This is a genomic window from Roseiconus lacunae (genome assembly GCF_008312935.1).
GTDB classification, from domain to species: Bacteria; Planctomycetota; Planctomycetia; order Pirellulales; family Pirellulaceae; genus Stieleria; species Stieleria lacunae.
The window spans coordinates 136053-161324 of sequence record NZ_VSZO01000015.1 but is presented as its reverse complement, the minus strand read 5'-3'; the positions used below and the strand labels follow the sequence as shown (position 1 = coordinate 161324).

Annotated in this window: 17 protein-coding genes; 11 read left to right on the top strand and 6 right to left on the bottom strand. The window is 54.9% G+C overall.

Going from position 1 to position 25272, the window contains the following annotated elements:
- Positions 1-19 precede the first annotated feature (19 nt).
- A complete protein-coding gene (locus tag FYC48_RS20210; RefSeq protein WP_149498603.1) occupies positions 20-2866 on the top strand; it encodes a hypothetical protein in 2847 nt (948 codons plus the stop codon).
- A gap of 564 nt (positions 2867-3430) precedes the next feature.
- Positions 3431-4711 carry a Gfo/Idh/MocA family protein gene (locus tag FYC48_RS20205; RefSeq protein WP_149498602.1) on the top strand — a complete coding sequence of 427 codons (1281 nt, stop codon included), beginning with the start codon at positions 3431-3433 and terminating at the stop codon, positions 4709-4711.
- A 145-nt stretch (positions 4712-4856) separates the two neighbouring features.
- Here FYC48_RS20205 and FYC48_RS20200 read toward each other — a convergent pair whose 3' ends face one another.
- A complete protein-coding gene (locus FYC48_RS20200; RefSeq protein ID WP_149498601.1) occupies positions 4857-7187 on the bottom strand; it encodes an O-linked N-acetylglucosamine transferase family protein in 2331 nt (776 codons plus the stop codon).
- A 538-nt stretch (positions 7188-7725) separates the two neighbouring features.
- Here FYC48_RS20200 and FYC48_RS20195 point away from each other — a divergent pair.
- From FYC48_RS20195 to FYC48_RS20165, 7 genes are all read left to right on the top strand, one after another.
- Positions 7726-8127: a hypothetical protein gene (locus tag FYC48_RS20195; RefSeq protein WP_149498600.1), complete on the top strand. Its 402-nt coding sequence runs from the start codon at positions 7726-7728 to the stop codon at positions 8125-8127.
- 502 nt (positions 8128-8629) lie between these two features.
- The gene (locus tag FYC48_RS20190; protein ID WP_160149665.1) at positions 8630-9580 is read left to right on the top strand and encodes a DUF1559 domain-containing protein; all 951 of its coding nucleotides are present in this window, start codon (positions 8630-8632) and stop codon (positions 9578-9580) included.
- 153 nt (positions 9581-9733) lie between these two features.
- Entirely contained in the window at positions 9734-10219 is a 486-nt protein-coding gene (locus FYC48_RS20185; protein ID WP_149498598.1) for a hypothetical protein, read from the top strand.
- A 332-nt stretch (positions 10220-10551) separates the two neighbouring features.
- Positions 10552-11295, top strand: a complete 744-nt coding sequence (locus FYC48_RS20180) for a hypothetical protein (protein WP_160149655.1) — start codon at positions 10552-10554, stop codon at positions 11293-11295.
- Between the two features lie 596 nt (positions 11296-11891).
- Positions 11892-16034, top strand: a complete 4143-nt coding sequence (locus tag FYC48_RS20175; protein WP_149498596.1) for a hypothetical protein — start codon at positions 11892-11894, stop codon at positions 16032-16034.
- Positions 16035-16112: 78 nt separating this feature from the next.
- On the top strand, positions 16113-16703 hold the full coding sequence (locus tag FYC48_RS20170) for a PEP-CTERM sorting domain-containing protein (RefSeq protein ID WP_149498595.1): 591 nt from the start codon (positions 16113-16115) through the stop codon (positions 16701-16703).
- Positions 16704-17318: 615 nt separating this feature from the next.
- Positions 17319-17912 (top strand): hypothetical protein, encoded by a 594-nt coding sequence (locus FYC48_RS20165; protein WP_149498594.1) that lies wholly within the window; start codon positions 17319-17321, stop codon positions 17910-17912.
- A 126-nt stretch (positions 17913-18038) separates the two neighbouring features.
- On the opposite strand, the gene FYC48_RS20160 is transcribed toward FYC48_RS20165, so the two are convergent.
- The 5 genes from FYC48_RS20160 to FYC48_RS20140 all read right to left on the bottom strand — a co-directional run bounded on the left by FYC48_RS20160 (position 18039) and on the right by FYC48_RS20140 (position 22814).
- Positions 18039-18677, bottom strand: coding sequence for a hypothetical protein (locus FYC48_RS20160; protein ID WP_149498593.1), 639 nt, complete (start codon positions 18675-18677; stop codon positions 18039-18041).
- Positions 18678-18729: 52 nt separating this feature from the next.
- A complete protein-coding gene (locus tag FYC48_RS20155) occupies positions 18730-19980 on the bottom strand; it encodes a polysaccharide biosynthesis/export family protein (RefSeq protein ID WP_149498592.1) in 1251 nt (416 codons plus the stop codon).
- Positions 19981-20475: 495 nt separating this feature from the next.
- Positions 20476-20829, bottom strand: a complete 354-nt coding sequence (locus tag FYC48_RS20150) for a hypothetical protein (protein ID WP_149498591.1) — start codon at positions 20827-20829, stop codon at positions 20476-20478.
- Positions 20830-21110: 281 nt separating this feature from the next.
- On the bottom strand, positions 21111-21791 hold the full coding sequence (locus tag FYC48_RS20145) for a PEP-CTERM sorting domain-containing protein (RefSeq protein WP_160149654.1): 681 nt from the start codon (positions 21789-21791) through the stop codon (positions 21111-21113).
- A 303-nt stretch (positions 21792-22094) separates the two neighbouring features.
- Complete coding sequence (locus FYC48_RS20140) at positions 22095-22814, bottom strand: PEP-CTERM sorting domain-containing protein (RefSeq protein ID WP_160149653.1); 720 nt, start codon at positions 22812-22814, stop codon at positions 22095-22097.
- Between the two features lie 549 nt (positions 22815-23363).
- On the opposite strand from FYC48_RS20140, the gene FYC48_RS20135 reads away from it, so the two are divergent.
- Both FYC48_RS20135 and FYC48_RS20130 read left to right on the top strand, forming a co-directional pair.
- The gene (locus tag FYC48_RS20135; RefSeq protein ID WP_160149652.1) at positions 23364-23978 is read left to right on the top strand and encodes an acetyltransferase; all 615 of its coding nucleotides are present in this window, start codon (positions 23364-23366) and stop codon (positions 23976-23978) included.
- Positions 23979-24056: 78 nt separating this feature from the next.
- Positions 24057-25220, top strand: coding sequence for a DegT/DnrJ/EryC1/StrS family aminotransferase (locus FYC48_RS20130; protein WP_149498587.1), 1164 nt, complete (start codon positions 24057-24059; stop codon positions 25218-25220).
- Positions 25221-25272 lie beyond the last annotated feature (52 nt).

Sequence of the window (25272 nt, the reverse complement as noted above, 5' to 3'; positions counted from 1 at the left end):
GGTATTGGGTCAATCATTGATGAGTCAGTTCAACCGCGTCCGACAGTTTTTCCCCGCAGTCATTCGCTTTCGGCAAACCTTTCCGCTTCGGTTCTCGATCACGAATGGTCCGGCGATTCACGGCTTCGCCGGTCGTCTGGCTTGGATGATCGTCGTCGCGATTGGGATGACCGCCAATGTTTTCCTGCGCGCCGAATTCTACGATCGTCTGGATGCCTTTCCGCCCCGTTGGCAACTGGACACTTCTGATTGCGATGCCCGCTTCATCGAACACAAGGTCTTGCCATCGAGCGGACACGATAACGGTGGTTGTGAAACGATCACCTTTCGGGCCGCCCTTGGAAGCGAAGCGGTGATCGCTTATCAGATCGAACCGGTCCACGCGATCGACGACTTGAACGCCAACGTTTATGTCCTCAGCGCACGACGTGGGGCACGTGTTGGGTTACGGGTTCGGTTTCCCTATCAGCGTGATCCGGAAACACGCCGCCCGCTTTCGACGGTGCTCTACGGCGCAACCTACGAACGGCCCGGAAAGTTCCAACGTCTTGGCGTCGGCAAAATCGAAAGCGACCTGCTGGTTCGGATCGCGAAACTGCGACAACAGCTCGGAACGGAAGCGAACCTAGCAGACCCGTATGTCGATGCGGTCGCGATCAACGCCTACAGTGGCGCGGGATTGACGACGCTACGGCTCGACGATCTATCGGTTTCCGGCATGGTCAACGTCGGCGAACATGCGCGTCTCAGCGGTGTGCCACCGGTAACATTGTCGACAAAACTTGGCGATTCCGAAATCACGCCCAGACGACAAATGTTGTCCGCACCGAAACTCGTCCGATCGCTGCCCTCGGTGCAATCGCCCGCGACCGTCGGAGAGGTTGAATCGGCGCGATCGGCGTTTCCTCAAACGTCCATCGTTCGCATCCTTGAGCATCGTGGTGAACCACTGACGTGGCTGCGTTCACTCGGTTTTGACGCAGTACTGCTGGCCAAACCTCCCAGCGCGGACATTTTACGGGAAGCGATTCGCACGGGAATGATGATCTACGCACCACCGCCGATCGCCCCAGACCCGGAGTTGCAATCGCTGCTCGATCCGGTGATGGCATGGTACCTTGGCGGAGGCGTCGCGCTCGACCAACAACGGATCGAGCAGACCGATCGAACCGTTAGCCGGCTGCGGCGATTTCCGTCGGTTTGGCAACGCCCAATTGTCATCGCCCCTGTCGAAGCGATGAACCGCTACGCGGCCTTTGCCGATGGCATCGTCTTCGACTCAGCTACTCGGTCGCGGGGTCTAACGGCGACCGAACAAGTACAATCCTATTCGATCGCTTGCTCACGGATCGTCGATCGAATCGATGTCGCGGTCTCGCTGGAATCGTCGGTGCCGCAACGTCTGTTAGAAATGAATCGTGCGATCGCAGATCAAAACGGTGCGCCGGAAGCCAACCTGTTTCGTTGGCATAGCTTACTCGTCCAACTTTACCAAACACTCGAACATTCGCCCGCGGCGATTGTCTTTCATTCCCCCGAGGCGCTAACATCGGGGACAGCGATCGCGCATCAGCGTTCGCTCGCCTTGAGCTATATCAACCGCACCGTTGCGATGCTCGCTCCCTGGATGGCCTGGGCAGAACGGAGCAATCCTTACACCGTATCCGGTGCACCCTACCACTGCGGTGTGTTGCAAAGCGATCGCGCTCAGTTGCTTTTACTTACCAGCAATGTCGGTGTTCGCGATCAATTGCTTGCCGGCGACGGTTCATCAATCGAAATTCAACTTCCGCCCGAAATGGCCAGCTACACCGCGTGGAGGATGACGGATTTTTCGACCGAGCGAATTCCGATTCAAACAATCAACGGTCTGACGCAACTCCAAATCGTCTCTCCTGATGTCGCCGAGTTCATCGTGATCAGTCCTGACGCGCGATTGGGGGCACAGCTCTCTCAAGCGGCACGCACCCAAGTCAAACGCGCGGCCGCCGATCGTTGGCAGCTCTCCGGGGAACAAGTTCAACACGCACAAGCGGACTGGCAATACGCGGTAAGTTCAGGTGCGACCGAGGCATTAATGCCGGTCGCCCTCGTCAACGCTGCCGTCGACACCCACTCGCGTGCCGAAGATGCCTATCGGAGCGGTGATTTTGAAACCACGCTACGACTCGCCCGACGCGCCGATGCCTGGGCGACCCGAGCTAACGTTCAACTTGGCCAGAGCTTGCTTCCCAATGACCTGCGTCAAGACATTCGCTACCTTAGCGTGCCGCCACTAGACGAAGGAAACCTGCCGCTACAAACCGTCTGGCGACCGCTGATGGATGATCGCGGCTGGAGTCGTAACTTGATCGCCCTCGGCGGCCTTGATCAGCCCCAAGCGATCGGCCCTGACAATTGGACGTTCGGCAAACGCAAGCTCGACCGAGCCGAAAGCGATCTTGCCTGGATCTCTCGCGGTTTTTTCAGTGGAGCAGGCGCGATTAGGATGTCAGCGGCATCAACGACGGGCGAACCGCTCGGCGGAGGCTATGCCGGTACGATCGCCATGCTCTCTAGTCCGGCGGTCAGGATCGAAGCACAGCAGACGGTTCGGATCGACGTCATGGTTCGCACTCTCGGGTTCGGCCAACCACATCAAGGACTGCTGGTTTACGACAACTTGGGCGGTCAAGAAATGGGTGTGTTGGTCAACGATGCGACGCAATGGAAACGCGTGCGACTTTACCGCCACAACTCAAGTGACCGACAAGTCAAAGCGATGTTTGAAATTATCGGTGATGGGGAAGCCGTCATCGACGAAGTCACCATCCAGGTCTGGGAACCAGATGAGCTCGCAAAGCTTCCCGACCTCGACGTTCGGTAAGCTAAGCAGGCAAACACGAGTCTTTGGGTTTAAACATCTGGATAACACCTTCCCGCTTGCGGGAGGGTCGGACGAACAAACGGCCGGGGAGGGTGCCCTCTCCGGGCCTGAAGGCCCGACTCTCCCAGTGGGAGAGTGAAATGACTTAAGCCGAATCTTTCGTGTTCAACTGCTTAGTCCCGGTTGGTGCACCGAACCCGTGGCTCATGCCGATCGGCTAATCTAAATTTCAGATGTTGACGACGCAGAAGTGTTTCGGCCCCATTGCAACTAGATTGTGCGGATTTAAGGTCGAACGATCTCCTGTGTATACATCCTTCTTCCCCTTTCAGAATCGGGTATAGCTCACGAAGGCACGGTCTCTCGATCGGAAAAGTCAAGCAGAACACACGTGTTCAAAACTGATACGTCGGCTCAAGATTGCCTGTTTGCTCTTGCTCGCGATCAGACCTTTCAGACTCTCAACTAGACATACGATTCGACCAACCATACGACACGGCTGATGCGGTCTTTGATAGGATAAATATCTTCTGATCGCCTTCCTCTTTCCCCGCGGGGCTCGCCATGGTCACTCGACGAACCGTTATTAAATCCGCTCTCGCTGCATCGACGTCTGCGATAGCCGTCCACTCGGGATTGTCACCGCAAACCGTATCGGCGGCGGCAAATGAACGTATCCGGCTTGGGGTTGTCGGCATCGGACCTCGCTGCCGCTACGTGCTTGGCGGAATGCTCAAGCATGCCGATGTGCAATGTGTTGGAATCGCAGATGTCCAATCATCACGGCGGGAAGAAGGCAAACAGCTAGTCGATTCGATGGCTGGCAACGCAAACTGTGAAACGATGATCGATTTTCGCCGCCTGCTCGATCGCAAGGACATTGATGCGGTATTGATCGCGACCGGCGATCGTTGGCATGCAAGTGCGTCAATGCTGGCGGCGGAAGCTGGCAAAGACGTATATAGTGAAAAGCCTTGCGGAATCACGATTGATCTTTGTAAGCGACTTTCCGAAACGATCGAACGGACCGGACGAGTTTTTCAAGCAGGCACCCAACGACGAACCGTCACGAATTTCCGCCAAGCCGTCGAACTCGTCCACACGGGAAAGATCGGTAAGCTGAAACAATTACACGCAACCGTCTATCTCCCTGAGATCAAAACGGAATGGCTGCCCGGTCAACCGTCTCCCGATCCACGACAATGCGACTGGAACCTGTGGCTCGGCCCCGCTCCCTGGCGGCCTTACAACGAAGCCTACGTGAACGGGCGATGGCGAGGTTACTTTGATTTTGACTCCGGCGCTCGTCTGCTTGATTGGGGTGCCCACACGGTCGACCTCTGCCAATGGGCCAAGAACGCCGACGACACCATGCCAGTAGAATACACGGCCGACGGGAATGGCATTACCTGCAAGTATGAAGACGGAATTCCGCTACGGATTCATTTTTTGGAAACCCCTTTCGGTGACCGTCCCGGTTGGATTCAGTCGCTCGGGACCTGCCCGGTGCGATTCGAAGGGACAGCCGGTTCGGTCGAAGTCGGAGACAGCGGAGGTTTAGTTGCGAAGCCGGAATCGATCGCCGCCGACTTGCCAGAGTTGCCTAAAAAGGAACGCGGGTTGGATGTCGAAGCGCACTCACGCAACTTCTTGGACTGCATCAAGTCTCGCAAGATGCCCAACGCGAACCACGTCGTGATGCGCCGTTCGCACACCGCATCGCACGCCGCCGCACTCTCGTGGATCCTCGGACGGACGCTGCGACTGGATCCAAAAACGGAGATGTTCGTCGGCGATGAAGAAGCCAACCGGCTGCGCGAACGTCCGGAAAGAGATTGGTCATAGACGACCGGCCAGTTCAATTGGTTGTAAGCCCCGTGTTCCAATCGGAATGCGTGGTTCCAATCGGATTGCGTGTGCGGCACATTAACGTGAGGTGGCGATCCGAATCAAGACTTCGCCGCAAACGTGACGGTCACCGCCTTACCGCCTACCTGACCAGCGGTTGTGTTACCTGCTGCGGCAAAACAATCGTTTGATGCAACGGTGCCGACGCGCACCATTGATTCCAGATTTTGCGATAGGCCTTCTCGACTTCGGTCACAAAACGCTGTTCGTCGGCGATCGTCCTTCGAGTCTGCTCGCGCAGCGTTTGACGTAGTTGAACGAGCCGCTCTTGGTCTGAAGCGAGTGACCTTACTTTTTCGGCATACTCCCGTTCGTCATGGGCTACCCAATCCGGATATCCCAGGTGGTGCACGATACCAGCGGTACCACGGGAGGGCCGGTTGTTACCGTAGATCGCGATCACCGGAATGCCCATCCACAGTGCCTCCATCGTCGTCGTTCCGCCGGCCCACGGCGTCGCATCGAGACCGATGTCGATTTCGTCGTATACACTCAGATACGAATCGCCCCGATAAGTATTTCGAATCTCAATCCGATCACTTTCTATCCCACGGTCCACCAACGCGGCACGCAGCTCGTGCTTGGTACGATCGTTGAACCATGTGTTAAAGGCAATCAACGTCGCCTCCGGACACGCGTGAAGTGCCGCAGCCCAATGGTCGTGTGTTTTCGATGAAACCTTGAAAGGCCGATGAAATGATCCGAAAGTCACGTGTCCTTTCTTGAGCAACGGCGAAGGACTTAGTTCGGGTGCATTTTCCGGCGGACGAAACGAAAACGATCCCCCCGGTAACCGCAGCAACTGCTCGGTGTGATAACTCGGCTCGTCAGGCGGGTTCATGATATCGCAACTGAAGGTATAGTCGATCGCCTCGACCCCGCTTGTGTTCGGATAACCCAGCCATGAAATTTGAATCGGCGCGGGCTTCATCGACCATGCGACGAGGCGATTGCCCGAGGTGTGTCCCGACAGATCCACCAGAATATCGATCTCGTCATCGATCACCTGCTGATTCAGTTGCTGGTCGGAATAGCCAAGGCTTTGTCGCCAATGATCCGCCATCGAACGCAGCTTCTGCGTCACACGATCGTTGATGCCACATTCGTAATAACAGAATGTTTCGAATCGATCTTTATCGCGCAACCGCACCAACGGTTCAAAAAAGACCGCGACGGCGTGTTCACGAAAATCGGCAGACGCATAGCCGATTCGTAGTTTTCGATTCGGGTCGCGATTGTTCGCATGATTGACCTTGGGATGCCGACTCGAATGACGCTTCCCCCATCGCACATGAGCTTCATACAACTCCTGTGGGTTGATACTAGGGTCACCGGTCATAAGGTACAACAAACACTCATCCGCTTCACTGAAAGTCGGATCGATGCGTACCGCCTTCGCCATGCACTCTAATGCGTCGGCACGGCGGTCAGCGGCGATATGTGCAAAGCCCATCGTGCACAGCGTGTGAGGATCGTCGGGTGAGAGCCGCAACGATTGTTCGAGTTGAACCTCGGCTGCGGAGACGTTCCCGATCTTCATCAGCGTCTCCCCGAGATAATGATAAGCTTTGGCGCAGTTTGGAAAGTCTCGTACGATGGTTTCCAAGGCCGACTTGGCTTCTTCGAGGCGATCGAGTTTCGAAAGTGTCCGAGCATGGGTCAGGCGTGCGACTTGATCAGTAGGGCAGCCTGCAACTACTTTTTCTAGTACCTCGAGTGCTTCCTCCCAGCGACCTTGCCGGCGCAAACACTCACCCAGATTTCCCATCACGTCAAAAGCCTGTGGGTTCTCGCGAATCAATTCGCGATACAACGGTTCGGCGTCATGCAGGCGATTAAGTCGTGAAAGCGCATTCGCCAAATTCATGATCGCTTGTCCATAACCGGGACGCAGTTCGATCGCTTTCTCGAAACATTGTTGAGCTTGACCAGCGTCACCGCTTTCGAGCAACAAAACACCAAGGTTATTGAGAGCCTCGGCATCGGTCGGATCTGCTTCGACGACCGCCGCCATCAACTTCACCGCTTGCGCGGACTGTCCGAGGGCATGGTGAACGAGAGCAAGATGTCCGATCAAGTCAACGCGATCTTCGCCAAACTGACGAGCCTTCTGCAGGCATTCGAGAGCCTCATGGTACGACGCGCCACTATAAAGCGTCATGCCCAGCAAGTGCCACGCATCTGCATTGGTCGGGTCCTGAGCCAGAACCTCGCAATAGATTCTCTTCGCGGCTTCCAGTTGCCCACCACGCTGGTATCGCAACGCAGTCTCGATCCGCCCCGCGAGATTGCCTGACGCTCGCGATGTCGGAGTCGTTTGCCGGTCGGAATATCGCTGCGTGGATTTATCTTTGGCGCGCGTTGACTTGGAGAGTTTTCGTCGACGTTGCTTTGCAGAGGAATTTTTGGACATGACCTAGTTCTATGAACGATGACTCGGACCGTTTCTGAATCCATTCGGTAATTCGGTATGACCTATCAGCCGACGGGCGTTCATCCCGGTTACGAATTTCCATCAACCGTGGCTAACGCCATTCGGCTAAACATCCGATTCGACCGGTCTCCCGAACGTCCGTGCTTGAACAGTTTCGGCAACCGGTCGCATTGGAATCCAAACGATTGAACACGGATGCCTGCGATCGCATCGATTCGCCTAGACCATGACTCCGGCAACCTTGTCTTCCCTCAACCTTGAGTCAGGCTGGAGAGGAGACGCGACCTAGCCTGGAGGGTTTACCGTCACATCGTTCGCGGAACGGACTATCGCGAGAGATTGTGGCAGAGACGCCGGATCGATCTCGCGGCAGCCGAATCCATGGCCAGTCCCTGCACAGGAAAAAACTTTTCAAATTCCCTTCAGGTGTTTTCTGCGGTTCTACACAGGTACTGGTGAGAAACGAAATCGGCAAATTAGCCGACCCAACCTCCACCTTCCCAAAAGGGAACTCACCATGTCGCTGCTTCAGAAATTCGCCGTCGTCGCACTTGTTGTCGCTATCAGCCAAGGCATCACCTCATCCGCAAATGCAAATCCACTCGAAAAATTATTCGCAAACGCAGGTCGCAAGGTGGTCGGCGGGGTAAGCAAAACGGTCCAATCCAACGTGAAGCAAAGCACTCGCCTGATTCTCAAAACAGCTCCATACGCGTTGCTACAGGGCAACCGAACGCAGGGGGCTCGCACCAATCTTTCCGGATCGACCCTGGGCAGTGGAACAAAATTTGGCGCCTCGAATATCAGCAACAAGTTCGTGCCGAGCAAAGGCTCCAAGAACAATACATGGCAAAAAACGCTCCAACGCTCGATGCCGAGCCGGCGCTCGATGTCTTTTCGCCCTTCCTTCCGTCGCTAGGTCGCGTTGTTTCCCGCGGGTAATGCGGACTGGAAGGCGACTTTGCGAGAGATCAAACCTGAAAATCAACAGGTCGCCAATGGAAGCGACCTCGCCGACACTGCCTGAAATCCGTGCTGAAGACCGTCTCTCAGCGTTTCGACCAGACTGGCGAATCGCAGAAAACGGCGGAAAACTCAGAACAGTGACTGTCCCGGGCCGAGAAATCCGTGTTTTGAGTGCGAAACAGCGCGGGACCATCTTGCCATGCCCTCTTGCCATATTGATAATCATTCGCAATAAAGCCTAGCAAACTGACTTCGAGTGATGCTCAGTCTTTTCCGCCATGAAAGGTTGGACTGCTCGCAGGTCCCCCACTACCGAAACAGACGTGGAGACGGCGACCATCTCCCCCCGTGCGGCGAAAGCCAACACGGTGGTGCCTTGGTTCTCCGCTCTCTGCCGATTGAATATGCCGCAGCTGCGGTACGACCCAACAATCCGAACCGGAGTCGATCGTCAAATGCCGTCAACCGTTCGAACAAGCCCCCGCAATCGCGGCTTCACGCTGGTCGAATTGCTCGTTGTCATCGCGATCATTGGAATTTTGGTTTCGTTGCTTTTGCCAGCCGCTCAAGCCGCTCGCGAAGCGGCGCGGCGGATGACATGCAGCAATAACGTGAAGCAACTGGGCTTGGCCCTGCAGATGTACCACGGGACCTTTAAAAAGATCCCGCCGAGCACACTCAAGTACGTGGTGGGGCGTCGGCGAGGGCAGCCTCTTTACGAAGCTGGCCTCTCTGGCTGGCCGACGCTGCTCCCTTTTCACGAGGAGCAAGCGCTTTATGAAAGGCTTGACTTCAATCGAGGATTTGGCGAGGAACCTAACGCAGACCTAGTCAGCAATCCTCCTTCAGTCCACCTTTGCCCTTCCATGCCGGTTCCCAACCCCGAAAGCGGCGACTCAAGCTACGCGATGTCGACGGGCACGGAGTACTACCGTAGTGAGATGCACAATGGCGTTTTTGTCGACGGCTTAAACGCATTACATACCTGGCGAGTGATGGCACATAGCACGGTGCCTCAAGAAGAACTGCTGATGTCAGTAATTTCTCTTCGTGACATTACCGATGGGCTGTCCAATACCGTGTTCGCCGGTGAATATGGATTACAAGAACGACAGTCGACCGATCCTTCGTCGGCGTTCTTTTCCAGCGGTCCAGCGACGGCTCAATGGGCGGTCAGCTATCCGTATCACTCGACCGCATCGTCACGAGGCATTTTCAACGGAACACGAATCGAAGTCCTCGACTTCCCCTCATGGGAAGCATTTCGCAGCCAGCATAGTGGCGGGGCTTACCTTGGACTAACCGACGGCAGCGTTCGGTTCCTAACCGGATCCGTAGATGCGGTCACACTCGATCGGCTCGTCCAGCGAAATGATAACGAAACGATCTCCCCACTCCCATGGTGACTCTTAAAATCACTTTGTCCCATAGGAAAGTTCGGATGTGTTTGATCAGTCGGCGGGCGTTTGCCCCAGTTCCATCGATTGAATCAACCTAGATAGAAACCCGACCGAAACATCAGCAAGCTCTGCCGAAATCAACGTACTAGAAATGCACTCATGAAATCGTTTCTATTTAGCCCAAATGCAAGGCCACGCTTCGAACGACAATGGCAATCATTAAGATCGCTGCAACGCCTGAGTTTGATTTCCGCTGGGCTAGTATTAGCGGTCACAGGATGCAACCGTGAAGAACGTCCCGTCGCGACGGGGTCAGGGTCAGTCAAAGCGGACGAGAAGCCGGTGTCGGGAATCATCATCTCGCTCCAGCCGTTGCCTCCTACGACAGGTCCCAAGGCGACAGCTCCCGTCTTCAATGGAAAATTTGAATTCGGTGAACAGGCAAACCTACATGGCGGTAAATACCGGGTCCGGTTTACCGCATTGCCGTCAAGCTTGCTCTCCCAAGTTCCGCCTGAATCTTCCGAGGGAATCATCGCCCCCGGACAGAGCATTCACCCCGACTACGATGTCAATAGCACCGAGACCTGGGAACTAAAGCCAGGCGAAGAAAACACTGCCGATTTCGAAGTCGAATTTCAATAGTCGTATTCGCTACTTATCCGCCTGTTAGTTTCGCACGAGGCTTCATTGCAGGTCAAACAATCTAACTCGATCGACACACTACAGATTTCCGAAATATCCCATAAGATTCCTTGCTAGCCGTCCGATTCGAAGGCTTGCATCAACCTCACACCCACTTTAACATGCCCGCTTAGCCAGCCATTGCGGTTCCGATCAAGCACCGCAGCCAGCCAGCCAATTCGCATCGTCGGGAGCTGTCGCCTAAGTCACATTGACGACCAACGACAGCCTTTCTTGTAGCCGACACTGCAAAGCGAGTTTTCACGCTGTCTCTCTTTAAGGCTTTCACTGCAATGGTGATAAAAAAACTGGCACTCATAGCGATCGTGGCGTTCGCCGGATCCTCTTCACACGCTGTTTCGGCAGCAACGCTCAGCCCAACCGAAGACGCCATGACGTCCGGGTTCTTTATGGGAACCGATACCGTTCGAGGATACGCCGGCGATAGTCGCTCGACGTTTCGAGTTGCCAACGACAACGCCTTTGGTCTTGGGCCGGAGACAATCTACATCGGATTTGATCCCAATGACTTTAGTAGTTTCACCGGCCCCGTGGCGTCGGCAATCCTGACGGTCCAAAGCGTCTCCGGCGGCTTCGGATTTGATGCAGGTCCGGGATCCCCTTTCACGGTTTCTGCGCACGGTGTTGATGCCGATCCATTTAGCACCATAATCGATGATACAAATCCAACCGGCACGACAAGCTGGATTGATTATTTCAACAACCATATTCTGACTGCCGATCCCGCAGCGATTACATCTGTCGATAGTTTTGGCACGGTCACGTTCGATGTAACGGCGCTGGTCAATGACTGGGTGTCTGGATCGAACAACGTGTTCGCCTTGGCTTTGACGGGAACAAACGACACGTCGGGAACCGACTTTCTACACGGCTTCCTCAATAACACCGAAGCCCCTGGATCAACATTCCTAACGGTCAATCCGGTCCCAGAACCGGCGACCTTTGCGATGTTAGCTTCGCTCGCGATTCCGTTTGCCTACCGACGCGTTCGTAGGCGACCGAGAGCGGTTGCGTAACCCGGTATCGGTCGACCAACGGCAGACAATAAATCCTGGGTTGCCGTACCTTTGCTGCGGCTTCCCGGCGGTGAGTTGGCCGCGAATGACGCCGCGTATGGTGCGTATTGCTTGAATTAAATTTCAACGCATTGCACCCAAAGCAAAACGCCTTTCGAGTAAACGTCGCCCCAGCACGGGGCCATTCACCAGGCCGTTCACAGCCAGCCGTGACTTCGCGTTTGCGGCAAACCACTTTGATCGCGAGTCACAACTGCTTGACGAGCACCGTATGTACGTGGGTTTCGAATTCGATGTTCGTTCGCCCCTAGACGCAAGCATCATCGGTCTAACACCAAGAACGATTTAGTTCGATGCCAACATCGACATTCAATGAGGCGTTGGATTGCGTCCGAACAGCCTCGATTGAAATTGCCAACACCAATCACTGCTACACAAATCACTGCTACACAAATCACTGCTACACAAATCACTGCTACACCAATCACTGTTGAACGATGGCTGTCAGCGATCGACACATTTCGCCAATGAGACTCGAACGCACTGACCAGCCGACAGCTGAAAAGCTTTATCAAACAACGCTAAGGAACATAAAAGTGCATCACCTATTTACTGCGAAGACGCCTGCCGCTCGCCGCCACCGATCAAGACGCCGGCGTCGCAATCTGTTGGAGCAACTTGAAAATCGCCACTTGATGGCCGTGCTCTATAACGCCGACTTCAGTGAGCCGGTAAGCATCGACCATCCGGGCAATACGATTGATCTGGCCAGCACGATGGACGCCGGTAGCTACCTTCAAGAAACCGCCCCCAGTGGATCGACACCCCAAACGGATGCTTTCGGGCGTATCGGCCTGGGAGATGGATCGCTGGGTCCGCAAACCGCACCGCTTCTGCGCGCATCGGTCGCTGGGGGCGGTGATGCGGATGCAATCTATGCGAACGCAAACTTCAATAGTCCGGCCCAAGCGGGGACCTATGGCGAAGCGATGGATTTGTTTCCTCGTGAACAGAATTTCCAGTGGGGATCGTTGACGTACGATGACTCAACTTACACGGGATCAGGTGTCGAAGTTCTACCAGTCACCGACATCGACCTTTCAGAATTTTGGAAAGCGGATGCCAACCGGTCCAGTGGCAATCCAAGTGCACAACCAACCGTGATTAGCGATATCTCCGATCATGCTTTGGGTCTTTGGATGTTCGACTCCGAAGGCGATATTGTGTTCGGTGCCCTCGACTCCGCTGACTCCGTTACCTTCACTGACGGCGTACTGACCAGCATCGACGTTTCGATCAGCACTTCGATACGATTCGTTGATCTTACCTCGAACACAATCAGCTTTGATGGAACATTGTCGATTTCCGGCGGTGACATTAGCTACCAAATCAACGACACCGAATTGATTAATTTGGCCAGTGTCGACTTGTCGACTTGGATCGTCGATTTGACAGGTAATGTCTTGGCCGTCGATGAATTCACACCCAACGGCCTAGAAACGTCGCCACAAGCTGGTGCCAACTTCAGCCTTTCCTATCCGAATGTCCCGGCATCGGACTCGACCCGCAACTTTGTTGAAACCGATCCAAACGCCGGAATCAACGGGATGCTGGAAAGCGAAGACTTTGGCGGTGAACATGAACTGCGAAGCGATCCCATTGACGTCTCCGGTGCCACTATCGTGGACATCGAGTGGATCGCCGGGACTGTTGGCCTAAATTCGTTCGGCGATTCGGGGGAGTTTTTTGAGTGGTTTTATGAATTCGACAACAACGGCCGGGTAACTCAGCAGACGACCGCAGACGGTTCACTCAACCTTCTACTTGACGACATTCCTACGGGAGGTGCGTCGAGCTTAGTCGTCGGTGTCCGTGCGAACGTCGAAGGTGAAGGAACCGGCTTCGATCTAGAATCGATTACCGTTCACGACAATGTTGCCGGCGTCGCACTTAGTGGCGAACAATTTCGGGACGCACCACTTGACCTTGAAGCGAGTGAAGACTCCAGCATCGACAACCTGGATAACTTCTGGGTCACGCTACAGTCAAAACCAACTCACGACGTCACGGTGACCTTTACACCTAGCAATGTCTTTCGGGGAGTGGTGGTCAGCGATAGCTTCTTTGCCACGCAGTTCTACTCCACATTCGACTTAACGTTCACACCTGAAAACTGGCTGATTCCACAGCAATTGGTCGTTCGTTCCGTCGATGACTTGTTCGTTGAAGGCACGCATAGCGGGATTGTCGACTGGGTTACCTCAAGCACTGATGCCGCCTATAGCGGTACGCTCTCGGGGGATACCACGGTTAAGCTTTTTGACAACGATACCGATGGTGATCTGCTGGTCATCAACGAATTTGTCAATAACCATGACGGAACCGACACGGACGAATTCGTAGAGTTGATTAATCTCAACGATGCCGGTCTCGGTCCGACATATGCCACATTTCATTTGCTACAAATTGACGGCGACGGTGCCGACCAAGGCCAGATTGATTCGATCACAACGATCAACCCGGGCGTGGCGATCGGCGACTACGTCACGTTCAACTTCAACGACGAGGTCGAAGACGGCTCGTCTACCTGGATCTTGGTCGAAGGCTTGGATCCGAGCATCACGGTCGGCGATGACTTAGACACAAATAACGATGGCGCCCTCGACACGCCATACCCCTACACTACGGTCAACGGGCTGCCGCGAGACGCTGTGGGAGTGGATGACGGAGACGCCGGCGACGCGGTGTATGCCGTCACCGTTCTCGATCCGAACTTTGACGCGGAACATCCCGGTTCTGGGTCCGTCGTCGGCGGTGCCTCTCGCGTCCCAGACGGTTTTGCCTCCAGCTTTGGCGATCTCACTGCTTCTATCTACGACGATCGTTTTGGTTGGGACTACGGCGACTTCGGATCGATCAACGCGAAATGGGATCAGTTCACAGACCCGCAGGGAACTCCCGGCAACTCCCCCGACGCGAGTGACTTTGGGTCAGGCGAAAACAGTGTCCTAATTCAAAATGCTGGTTCGGCGTTTCTCACCTCGGGACAGAACATTTATTCGTTTGCGGAACCAACCGACTTTGACGTTACGATCGACACCAGCGACTTGTCAGGTTCGTTCACGCGAATCGTCGTTCAGTGGAAAACACTCGGAAACACGATCGACAACAATTCCATCAATATCGATGGCGTAACGCCGGTTTATACTCAAACACAAAACTCTCTGATCAGTGCCCACGGAGGTTCGGCATTCTCTACCGATCTCATGGCGGTCTTCGATTTCCAGTCGGCCCCTGATGCGTCATATGATCTAGCGTTTACCGCAGCGGGTAGCAGCATGTCGCTCGAAACGGTTCAAATTGATGCGTTCGCTCAGGACACCGCCTTTCCGGCCCCTGCTCCCTACAGACCCTGGGTCCGCAACAATCCACTTGGACTTCCCAATCCCGGTTCAGATGTAATTCCCGGCTTCGCTGAAAACACGAATGATGCAACTAATATCCAAATCCCAGGACTCCTGATTGGCGAAAGCGGCGGCTCAACCGATGTCAGTGAAGCCGACTCAACGATTGATTCCTACGAGATTTACATCGGCACCGACCCGACTTCGGATGTCACCGTCGATATCACTTCCGATACACAACTAGAAATCGCTGTCGACACCGACGAAGACGGCGACTTCACCGACGAGAATTTTGGTGCGGTCGCGTCGATCCTATTCGATGTCATCTCCGGAGGCACCTCGCGAACGATCTTCGTCCGAGCGATCGATGACGTCGCAACAGAAGCCAACCCTCACACGGGGATCATCACGCACACCGCGACAAGTAGCGATCCGAACTACAACGGCAGTGTTGCGTTTCCCAAGGTGCTGGATAATCAATTTGGCACTGCAGGTGATACCGTCCATGTTTCAATCGAAGACAATGATGGTGATTCAATTTCACCGACGGTCACTGACATCAAAATCGCGGGGTCGACTTGGTCGTCCGTCGGCCCATTATTCGACTTTCTTGGTGCAATCGATCCCGAGGCAGGTGAAGGCTATTCGCTGACATCAAACTCATCACGAGTCCTGCCGTGGACAAATCTCGACACAATCCTAATCAACTTTAGCGAAGACATTGTCTCGTTTGATGCGACCAACTTCAGCCTCGGAGGAGTCCCAGTATCGTTCCCGCCCGTTGGCGGGCCAGTGGGTGACTATCAGCTCGCCGATCTGATTTCAAATGTCTCCTACGACCCGACCACGTTCCAAGCTTCGATCACGCTGTCGTCGCCGTTCCAAGGGGACAAGCTGCTCTTTAGCTTGTTCGCTTCATCAATTCTCGATGCCGCCGGCAATCCACTAGACGGAGATGCCGACGGGGTGGGCGGCGATGATCTAGTGACACCTTTCGAGGTCCTGCCGGGAGACGCCGCCGGTGGTGGATCCGTAAATTCCAGCGATGTCAACGAGGTGCTTGCTGCATCCGGTCAGATCGCCGGGTTCTCGCCTTTCAACGTTTTCGCCGATCTCGACGGAAGCGGCGCAGTGAACTCATCCGATTTTGGGGCGGCTCTAGCGGCAAGTGGCACACTACTGCCCCTCAACAATCCGACTGCCCCGCCACAGCTCGCTTCAAGCGATTCCCTCAGTCACAGTGGCTCACTTCAGAGCACCTCCACTGGAGATGACGAGGATGAAGCAGAATGGGCCGAACTCGTTGACACGCTCTTTGACAGCTTGGCGTCGTGACTCCGGGGGCATTCGAAACGAGCGTTGCGTTCGTTTGGCCCCGCTTGATTGATAGTTTTTACTCCAAAGGAGATTCAGATGAAAATAGCTTTGATGACGTGCCTGCTCGTCGGTATGACGAGCCTTTCACATGCAGCGGTCGTGCTACAAGGGACCGATGTTACGTTTAACGGTGCTGGTGTCTACAACTTTGAGTTCACCGCAACTGCGGTCGGGCAAACGGAGACGATCAGTGGATTCACCATGCCACTGCAACTGGCCAACGGCGCCACGTTTCAATCCGAAATTCCTGACTCATCATTGTCAGATATTGAGTTTACACCGAATTCGTTGCTAGAGACCAAAGGTGCCAGTAGCGACTTTACATTGAGTGGTTTCGGATTTTCGATTACATCGGTCGATGCCAACGGATCACCATTGGTCCTTAACGATGGAGAATCGGCGGTGCTATTCACGATCCCGATGAATGTGTTCGTTCCGGGAGAGGTCCTGGTGGAGAACACCGCGTTGGCCCAATTGTTCGCGCTCACCGGAGCAAGCAGTGTCCAACTATCTCCTGAATTTAGTGCAGCAGCCCAAGCCGTGCCGGAACCGGCTTCGATTGCCGGTGCTGGATCGCTCTGTCTTTTGGGAGGCGGAATGATTTATCGCCGTCGCCGACGGATCTAATCCGCAGCCGTCAATTGATTGTCGCATCGATCCACCTGCATGTTCGGTATACGCACGCACGTGCTCGGAGCGTAGCGCTGGCATGTGTCCACCGCTCCTGCAGAAAGAACAGAAAGATCGTATCGTCAGAGTGCTTTTGAGGCATCAATGCCAACCTTCTGCTGCGTCAACCTTTGATTTTAGGATTTGCCGTATGGCGTTAGCCACGGTTCCGGTGCAATCACCGGGGCTAACGCCGTCAGCTGATGAGCCGAACCCGAGCATTTGGTGTAGACGGAGCACTGGAGTCCGGCAGTGTTTCTGTACTAAGCAGGTAAACACGAGTCTTTGGGGCCAAACCTCTGGATAACACTCTCCCGCTTGCGGGAGGGTCGGACGAGCAAACGGCCGGGGAGGGTGCCCTCTCCGGGCCTGAAGGCCCGACTCTTCCAGTGGGAGAGTGAAATGACTTAAGCCGAATCATTCATGTTCAACTGCTTACTACGAATGATCAGCAAGAAAACGGAAACGGTGACTAAGACATCACACGACACATAGAATTCCTGTCCGACAACATCGACAGACGATTCGAGTTACGACTAAAGACATCACATTTTGCGAGAAAATCACATCATTATGAAAAGTTCAATCCTACGTTCGATGGCGTTTGCAACGTCGATGTTTCTGGGAAGCGTAGCGAACGCCGCAATCGTCATGGAGTTTGACGACGTTTCATTCTCCGGACCTGGACTCTACACATTCGACATGACCGTAACCGCGGTAGGTCAGACCGAGTCAATCAGTGGATTCACGATGCCACTACAGGTCGCAAACGGCACGACATTCGTGCCGGAGACTCCGGACACTTCCCTATCGGATATCCAGTTCACACCAAACGCATTACTGGAAACGAAAGGGGCCAGTAGCGACTTCACGGCAAATGGTTTCGGTTTTTCGATCACCTCTGTCGATGCAAACGGGTCTCCACTCGTACTCAATGACGGTGAGTCTGCGGTGCTCTTCAGTATTCCCATGAACGTTTTGACGAGCGGAGATGCATTAGTTGAAAGCCCAGCCCTATCGGCTTTGTTCTCTTTAACCGGAGCTTCCTCAGTACAATTCGGCCCCGGCTTTAGCGGGAATGTGGTGACTGCGATTCCAGAATCGGGCTCCACAATCGCTCTCGGATGCCTTGGGATTGGACTGATGTACCGTCGAAAACGCCGATAATAATCTTTCGATGACGGCCCGCATGCTCAGCATTTCCCGTCGATCTCAATCCTGCATTTGCGGGCTGTGAAACAGACTCTTGCAGCCCGCAACTGACCGACGCTCTATCGGCGGACCGATCTCACATCACCACTTTGATCGTAGAAAGGTTTCGAGCTTTTGCTCTGCCGGTGCCTGAGTGTGCTGACGAGATTTTCCGGCGGGAATCGCCGACCTCGCTGGACGGACCAGCATCACGGCCGACGCTTTCTCAACGGACATGTCATCCAGCGGAGCCATCGCACTGGTGGGAATCAGCTCAAGAGCGTTTGTCTTTTGCGGAGTCACCGTTTCACGAGCGGCGGGATCTTCGTAAGAAGTCGGATCGCCGAGATGTAGGACTTCACCGGGCTCAACAACGTTTTCGCGGATGGTGGGTGCGTTAGCGGCATCTTCAAACGTCACCCGACCGCCAACCTGAAGTGCGGGCAGCTCCCCTACGACTGAAGCACTGCACTGCCCACAAACTGGATTGCCACAGTGTGCTCGACCAACACACCCAAACTGCTCGGGGCTATTCCAAGTCGTTTCGTAGTATCCGAGATAATTTCTCGGCCGGCAGTAACCTTGCTTTCCATGGCCAGTGACAACCATCGGCAAGACGCGTTTGTAATGAGGCCGATGATGCTCACCACGATTGACGCATCCGCCGATCGCGACCACCACCAGCGCCAAGCAGCATGGGAGGCCCCCACTGAATGCCTTGGCAAATTGAGTGACAGACATGAGTGTGCTTCTTTGTAGAAAATGTAGATGCGGGCGTTGAGGAAGATGCTGGTTAAAAGCGTCTGCCGAGTGGATTGCCGCCGCCGTTCAAGACGGGACCAGAAAGACGTGTTGCGGTTTCCGCGCCGAGGATGCCGAATCCGAGAATCCGCTCAAGCGGTGCGGTGAATTTTGCCAACTTTGTATCGAAGGCCAAGAACGGATCACGTCGGACATAGAGCCTGTCGCCCGGTAGCAATTGATAGTTCGTACTAGTTTCTGCAAGCGACGTCACTTTGTCCCAGTCGACAGGCATCACGCTATATTTTCCGCTAACGTGATTGGGCCGAGCCACCCACATCTCAGTACTCGCACCTTGTGGTAAGCCATTGATTAACGACAGTGCGTCCAAAACCGTTTCATTTCCGGTGATCGGAAACCGAAACACACCATCGCCGACACCCGCACCCTGGGTGATGATGTAAAACTGCTTACTGTTGTAAGCTAAGACCGAGGTTGCCACCTTCGGTTCATCCAGCACTCTGGACAGCACATCTGCGATCGCCTGATTTGCTTCATCAAGTGTCATCCCAACCACTCGCACAGAACCGTAAGCACCAAGTGTGACGAACCCATCCGGACCGACCATGTGTTCGCCGACAATCTGCTGAAGGGCACTCGATTGGATCAGACTGAACGTGACCGTTGGTTCGGTGAAATGAGTTTCGAAATGAGCTTGCAAAGCTTCCCGAGCTTCGATGACATTGAGACCATCGAGGGAGACACGTCCGTAGGGATGACCAAAATCCACCGTCCCATCAATCTCGATCGCGAATTCACCATCGACCGGGATGCCAGCCTGCGCGAGGGCGACATAGGTTTCCGATGCGACTAACATCTGTGATAGTGATGACTCGATCGCGTCGGCGGCCTGCTCAAGCGTCATATTGACGACTTTCACAGATCCGTACGGTGTCCCTAAGCTAACCGTGCCGTCGGGTTGAACGATGAACGTTCCGTCGATCGGGGAAACAGCGGGCGCACCGGGGACTCGTACCGATATCACATCCCCGGCAACCAAACGATCGAGCGAGTTTCGAGTGACACTGACACGAACTAAGTCCGACGTATTGAATCGATAGGATGCGTTGGGCACCAATCGCACCACGTTGATATTAAGAATATCGGGTGGCTCAACGCGGTATTGCGGGAGTGTCGTCTTGCACAATTCACGCGGCGTGCTTACCGGTCGCAGTGGCGTGACCGGAGGCTGATGATGCTGGACAACCGCGCAACCAGCATTAACTGCTAGTAACAAGAGCATGCACCAGGAATTATATCTAGAGTTTGGCAAAGTACCGAACCTCAAGTCTATTCGTAGTCTGCGCGCCAAAGACGGCGGCAGTAGTAACCGAATCGGCAGGCACGATCGGCACTGTCATTGAATTTGAATTCTGCGGCAGACTTGAGTTGACCCGCAAACTTTGCCAAGCCGTCGATGCGCCTTCAAGCCGCACAGATTCCGAGGCGTTGGGTTCGGCTGATCAGCCGCAGAACGATCGCGCGCGGTCACGATCAGCCGCAGAGCGATAGCTCACGGTTACGTGACTCAGCTTCATTCAAAATCAGTCGCGGGAGCAAACCACTGCAACAACCGTGGCTAACGCCATTCGGCTGATTGGTTTTGATCAGCCGCAGAGCGATAGCTCGTTGTTACGTGACTCAGCTTCATTCAGAATCAGTCGCTGGAGCAAACCACTGCAACGACCGTGGCTAACGCCATTCGGCTAATCCCTTTCAGTCGAACTCGACCGCAACACTAGCGTCTCTGCAAACCCGGATAAAACGTTGAGTAGTTCAGAAAACGGGTGCTTGTCCCTGTCTCCGTCCCGCGAACGGTCGGCTGTGTGACTCGTTGATTGATCGATCGAATTGCTCGACTTTGACGATCGAGTTGCTGTGCCTGCGATTGCAATTGCTGCTGCAACTGCAATCGGGGACGTACGAATTGCTGGTAGTTTGGCAACACGCCCGAATCAGTGCGTAATAGATCCAAGTACGGCGACAGAGTCGGTGTCCGTGTATAGGTTCCCAGCGGAGACTGCGATTGGACGATCGCAGGCGAAAAGAAGACCGCCACCAGAATGAAAGCTATCCGTCTTGCGGCGAGCATGGTTATTCTCCGTGTCAATTCGATTCAACGATCACAGTTTACGTTATTCTGATCGTCGGTATGACATTTCGAAAGTGAAGCAATCCAAACGTCAATGCTTCGGAAACCGCCTGCGATACTTCACCACCGGTAATCTGTAACAATCATAAAAAAAACGCGGGTCGGTCATCTCCGACCCGCGTTTGCTTTCATTGGGACGAATCCGATGCTTTAGGGTTGCCCCCGATCGGAAGCGTCGGCCGGACGCCCAATCCGGCCAATCCGCATCAGCGACGCCGCAACTACGAACGTCGACGGCGTCCGGAGAAGACACCGAAGACGCCTAAAGCCGCGAGCGAAGCCATCGCCGCCGGCTCTGGGACGGCCGCTGGTGTCGCGAAAGCAACGCTTTGCGAAAAGGCATCGACTTGCAATTGATCCAATGACAGGTGCGGACCGGTCGCGTTAAAGTCCAAGCTATAACTCGTTGCCGGACCACCGGAAGTAGCCAAATCCCAAATCGCCATGTAGCCAGCCGCTGAACCACCGAATCCAGCGATGGTCGGTGCGATTCCATCGAGTAATACAGAGCTTAAATCCATCGCGGTGCCCTGAGTGACGATCTGAGCGACGACACGGGTGTAATCGCCAGCCAAGTCCGACGTGTCAATGGTGGCGGTGAAGTCGGGCGTACCACTGAAAGAGTAAATATTGCCGGAACTGACGATGAACGCTCCGGGTGTATTCCCGGTCAGAACGCTGTTGGCACCCGACCCAAAATGAGCGACGTCGGGCAGGTTCCCCGGTGCACCAACGGGGGTAGTGAACGAATCCCACTCCGCGTTGATCGAACCGGCCTCACCAAAGTCCCAGCCAAATCGAGGGTCCGATGAACTAGCGGCGGTCAACGGAGCAGCAACGGCAGAAACAGACCAAGCCGACATCGCAGCTAAACAGGCAACAAAGACGAAAGTCTTGCGCATCACAGACATGTGTGTTCTCCAAAAAAACGAAAGGGGGCAAACATCTCGGAAGGTCAACGTTGCTGGCTGAGCCGCTGCTTTCGAGCAGGCGTTCGTCCGAATCGTCTTTCTGGCAATCGCTGGCTAGTATCGATACCTTGTTGAGAATTACTCTCAGTAAAAATAACAAGTGTCCATGGGGACGTAAAGTCGTCACAAGCGGGAAAAGCTGCATAAAAAAATCGCGAGCCATTGACTGCTCGCGATTTCGTATGGTCATACCGACCAATTGTGCTTGAGTGCACCTAAGGAAAAGCCCGGACTTCACGCACGACGACGACGACGACGCGAAAATGCTCCGATGGCCCCCAGCGCCCCCAGCAATGGGAGCGTCGCCGGCTCGGGAATGGCCGACGGAGTCGTGAAAGCGAACGCCTGGGAGAACGCATCGATCTGCAACTGATCCAAGGACATGTGCGGCCCGTTAGAACCGAACTCCAAAGTCAAGTTGGCGCCCGGCCCGCTCGTCGTTGTCAGATCCCAAATAGCGAGATAATCAACCGCAGCCCCGCCGAAACCACCCAGTGGCTGAACGTCAACCACGCCGCCGATTGACGGCGCGATCCCGCCGAGCAGGAGCGAACTGGGATCCATTTCAGTTCCCTGAGTCTTGATTTGAGCGACCACGCGCGTGAAGTCTCCGGTCAAATCCGAGGTGTCGATTGACACATCAAAGTCAGCCGGCCCACCCGAGACGTAAAGGTTCCCCGAGCTGGTGATGAACGCCCCTGCCCCGTTGGACGTAAGGACGCTGAATTCCCCCGATCCGAACGAACCAGCATCCGGCAAGTTACCCGGCGCACCCGCCGGAACTGTAAAGGCATTCCAGGCAGAGTTGATCGAGCCTGTGTCGCCGAAATTCCATCCGAAACGAGCATCCGACGCCGTCGCAGGCAGCAGAGGGGCGGCAACCGCAGAGGCGGCAGTGCCAGCGATTGCGGTGACGCAGGCGGCAATGACAAACATCTTCCGCAGTGAAGTCATGGTGGGTTCTCCAGTAAATCGTAAATGGTGGGTCATCCGCCGGAACCATGATTTGCGGCGGTCGTATTTGATAATGAAAATATCTCGCAAGTAGAGAAAAAGCAGCCCCCTAGAACTCGCGAAGTCCGCAGAATTGGTCGGGTCGGGGCAACCGACCAACGATCACCGCCCGCCGCACCCCTCCAAAGGACAAAACGAAACTTCCTTCAGGACTGGTTCTTTAAGAACTCGGAAAATCTCGGGACGAATCACCGTACTGGCTTCGCCTGCTATTGCGACGGATTCTCACTGCAATAAATTTGAAACCCATGGGTCGGATCAGAACTCGCAAGCCTTCTTGATCCAACAGGCCCAGCTAGACTCCCGGCCATTTGACCTGCGGCCCGCTTGACCGTGCGGCAACGAACGACCGTGCGGCAACGAACGACCGTGCAGCAACGAACGACCGTGCAGCGACTTTCGCCCACAAACGAACTTGTCGGAAGCGGGCGATCGTCGTACCGCCACCTGATCGGCCGGTTCCCAACAATCCCATCGCAGCGAATACCAGTGCAACACAATCCTTGCTCAATCATCGGTGCGGGTGGGCACGGAAAAGTGATCGCCCAACTCCTCCGCGACCTTCGAATTCCGATCGCAGGCATATTTGATGACTGCCAACAACTTTGGGGCAAGTCTGTGCTTGGTGTTCCGATCACCGGACCTCCGTCTTCGATCCCAGACGGCGCGCCAGCGATTATCGCGATTGGTGACAATCGACAACGCCAGACATTGGCGGCAACGCTCGCGCTCGACTGGCAGACACTTATCCACCCTACCGCTTATGTTGCCGATACAGTCCAGATCGGCAATGGGACTGTCGTGCTGCCGCACGCAGCAATTCAAGTTGATGCTCGACTCGGCAGCCATGTGATCGTCAATACATCTTCGACGATTGAGCATGACTGTTCGATCGGCGACTTTGCACACCTGGCTCCGCGAAGCGTGCTTGCCGGAACGGTCGAACTTGGCGACGGCGTCCTGATGGGCACCGGGGCCTCCACGGTGGTCGGTATCAAAATCGGTGATTGGAGCGTGATTGGGGCGGGAGCAACGGTGGTCAATCAACTGCCACCTGGAATCACCGCCAGCGGTGTGCCTGCCCGGTGCCATCCGCCCCTCTAGCCCAGCCGCTCGCTTCACTGACGATGTGTTCGATAGAGTTTCCCCCTGTGCATTCCTCCCACACAAAGCCAAAACACGATGGGACAAACGCCGAATCGATCAACGGATCGAATTTACCTTTCGCCACCACACATGGCAGCCGAGGCCCGTGCGAACCTTTTGCGTGCATTTGATTCCAACTGGGTCGCACCAGTCGGCCCGGACTTGGATGCTTTTGAACGTGAGTTTGCGGAATACGTCGGCTCCCAATATGCCGTGGCCGTCTCCAGCGGCACCGCGGCACTTCACCTTGCCTTGCGACTTGCCGGAGTCGGTCCGGGCGACTTCGTTCCCGTTTCTACGCTGACGTTTGTCGCCCCGGCAAACGCGATTCGATACACCGGGGCGACACCTATCTTTGTCGACAGTGAGTGGGAAAGCTGGAATATGGATCCGGCCAAACTCCGACAAACACTTGAGTTTCTGCGTCAAACTCACCGAACGGCTAAGGCCGTGGTCGCTGTCGATGCGTTTGGCCAGTGCGCCGACTACGCCCCCATTCGCCAAGTTTGCGAAGAATACGATGTCACGTTAATTGAAGACGCCGCAGAGTCGCTCGGGGCGACCTACGGGGATCGGAACGCTGGGTCACTAGGTGACATCGGTTGCTTTTCATTTAATGGCAACAAGATGATCACGACAAGCGGTGGCGGAATGCTTGTAACTGACCAACAAAACTGGGCGGAGAAGGCGAGATTTTGGTCGACCCAAGCACGAGACCCGGCACCGCACTATGAACACAGCGAAACAGGTCACAATTATCGATTGAGCAACTTACTTGCCGCGGTCGGCCGTGGCCAACTGAAAGCACTCAAATCACGCGTCAAGCGTCGACGCGAAATCTACGCGTGGTATCGCGAACACCTCGGCGGGCTTCCGGGACTGCAGTTCATTCCCGAGGCGGCATTCGGTCAGTCAAGTTGCTGGCTCACCTGCGTGTTGATCGATCCTGAACTGTTTGGTGTTACGAACGAACAAGTACGCCTTGCCCTCGAAGATCAAAACATAGAGTCACGGCCATGCTGGAAGCCGATGCATTGGCAGCCCCTCTTTGCCGACTGCGAGGCGACCGGCGGTAAAGTCTCCGAAAAGATATTCGAGAGAGGTCTCTGTCTGCCGAGCGGTTCGCAGATGACGCCGCACGACCTCCAACGCGTCGCTCAGGTCATTCGTTCGATGGCGAGTCAAACCGTCGTGAGCTGAGCACGACCGAATCGTACGAAATGAAAAGCCGCGTTTATTAGGATGCAAACGA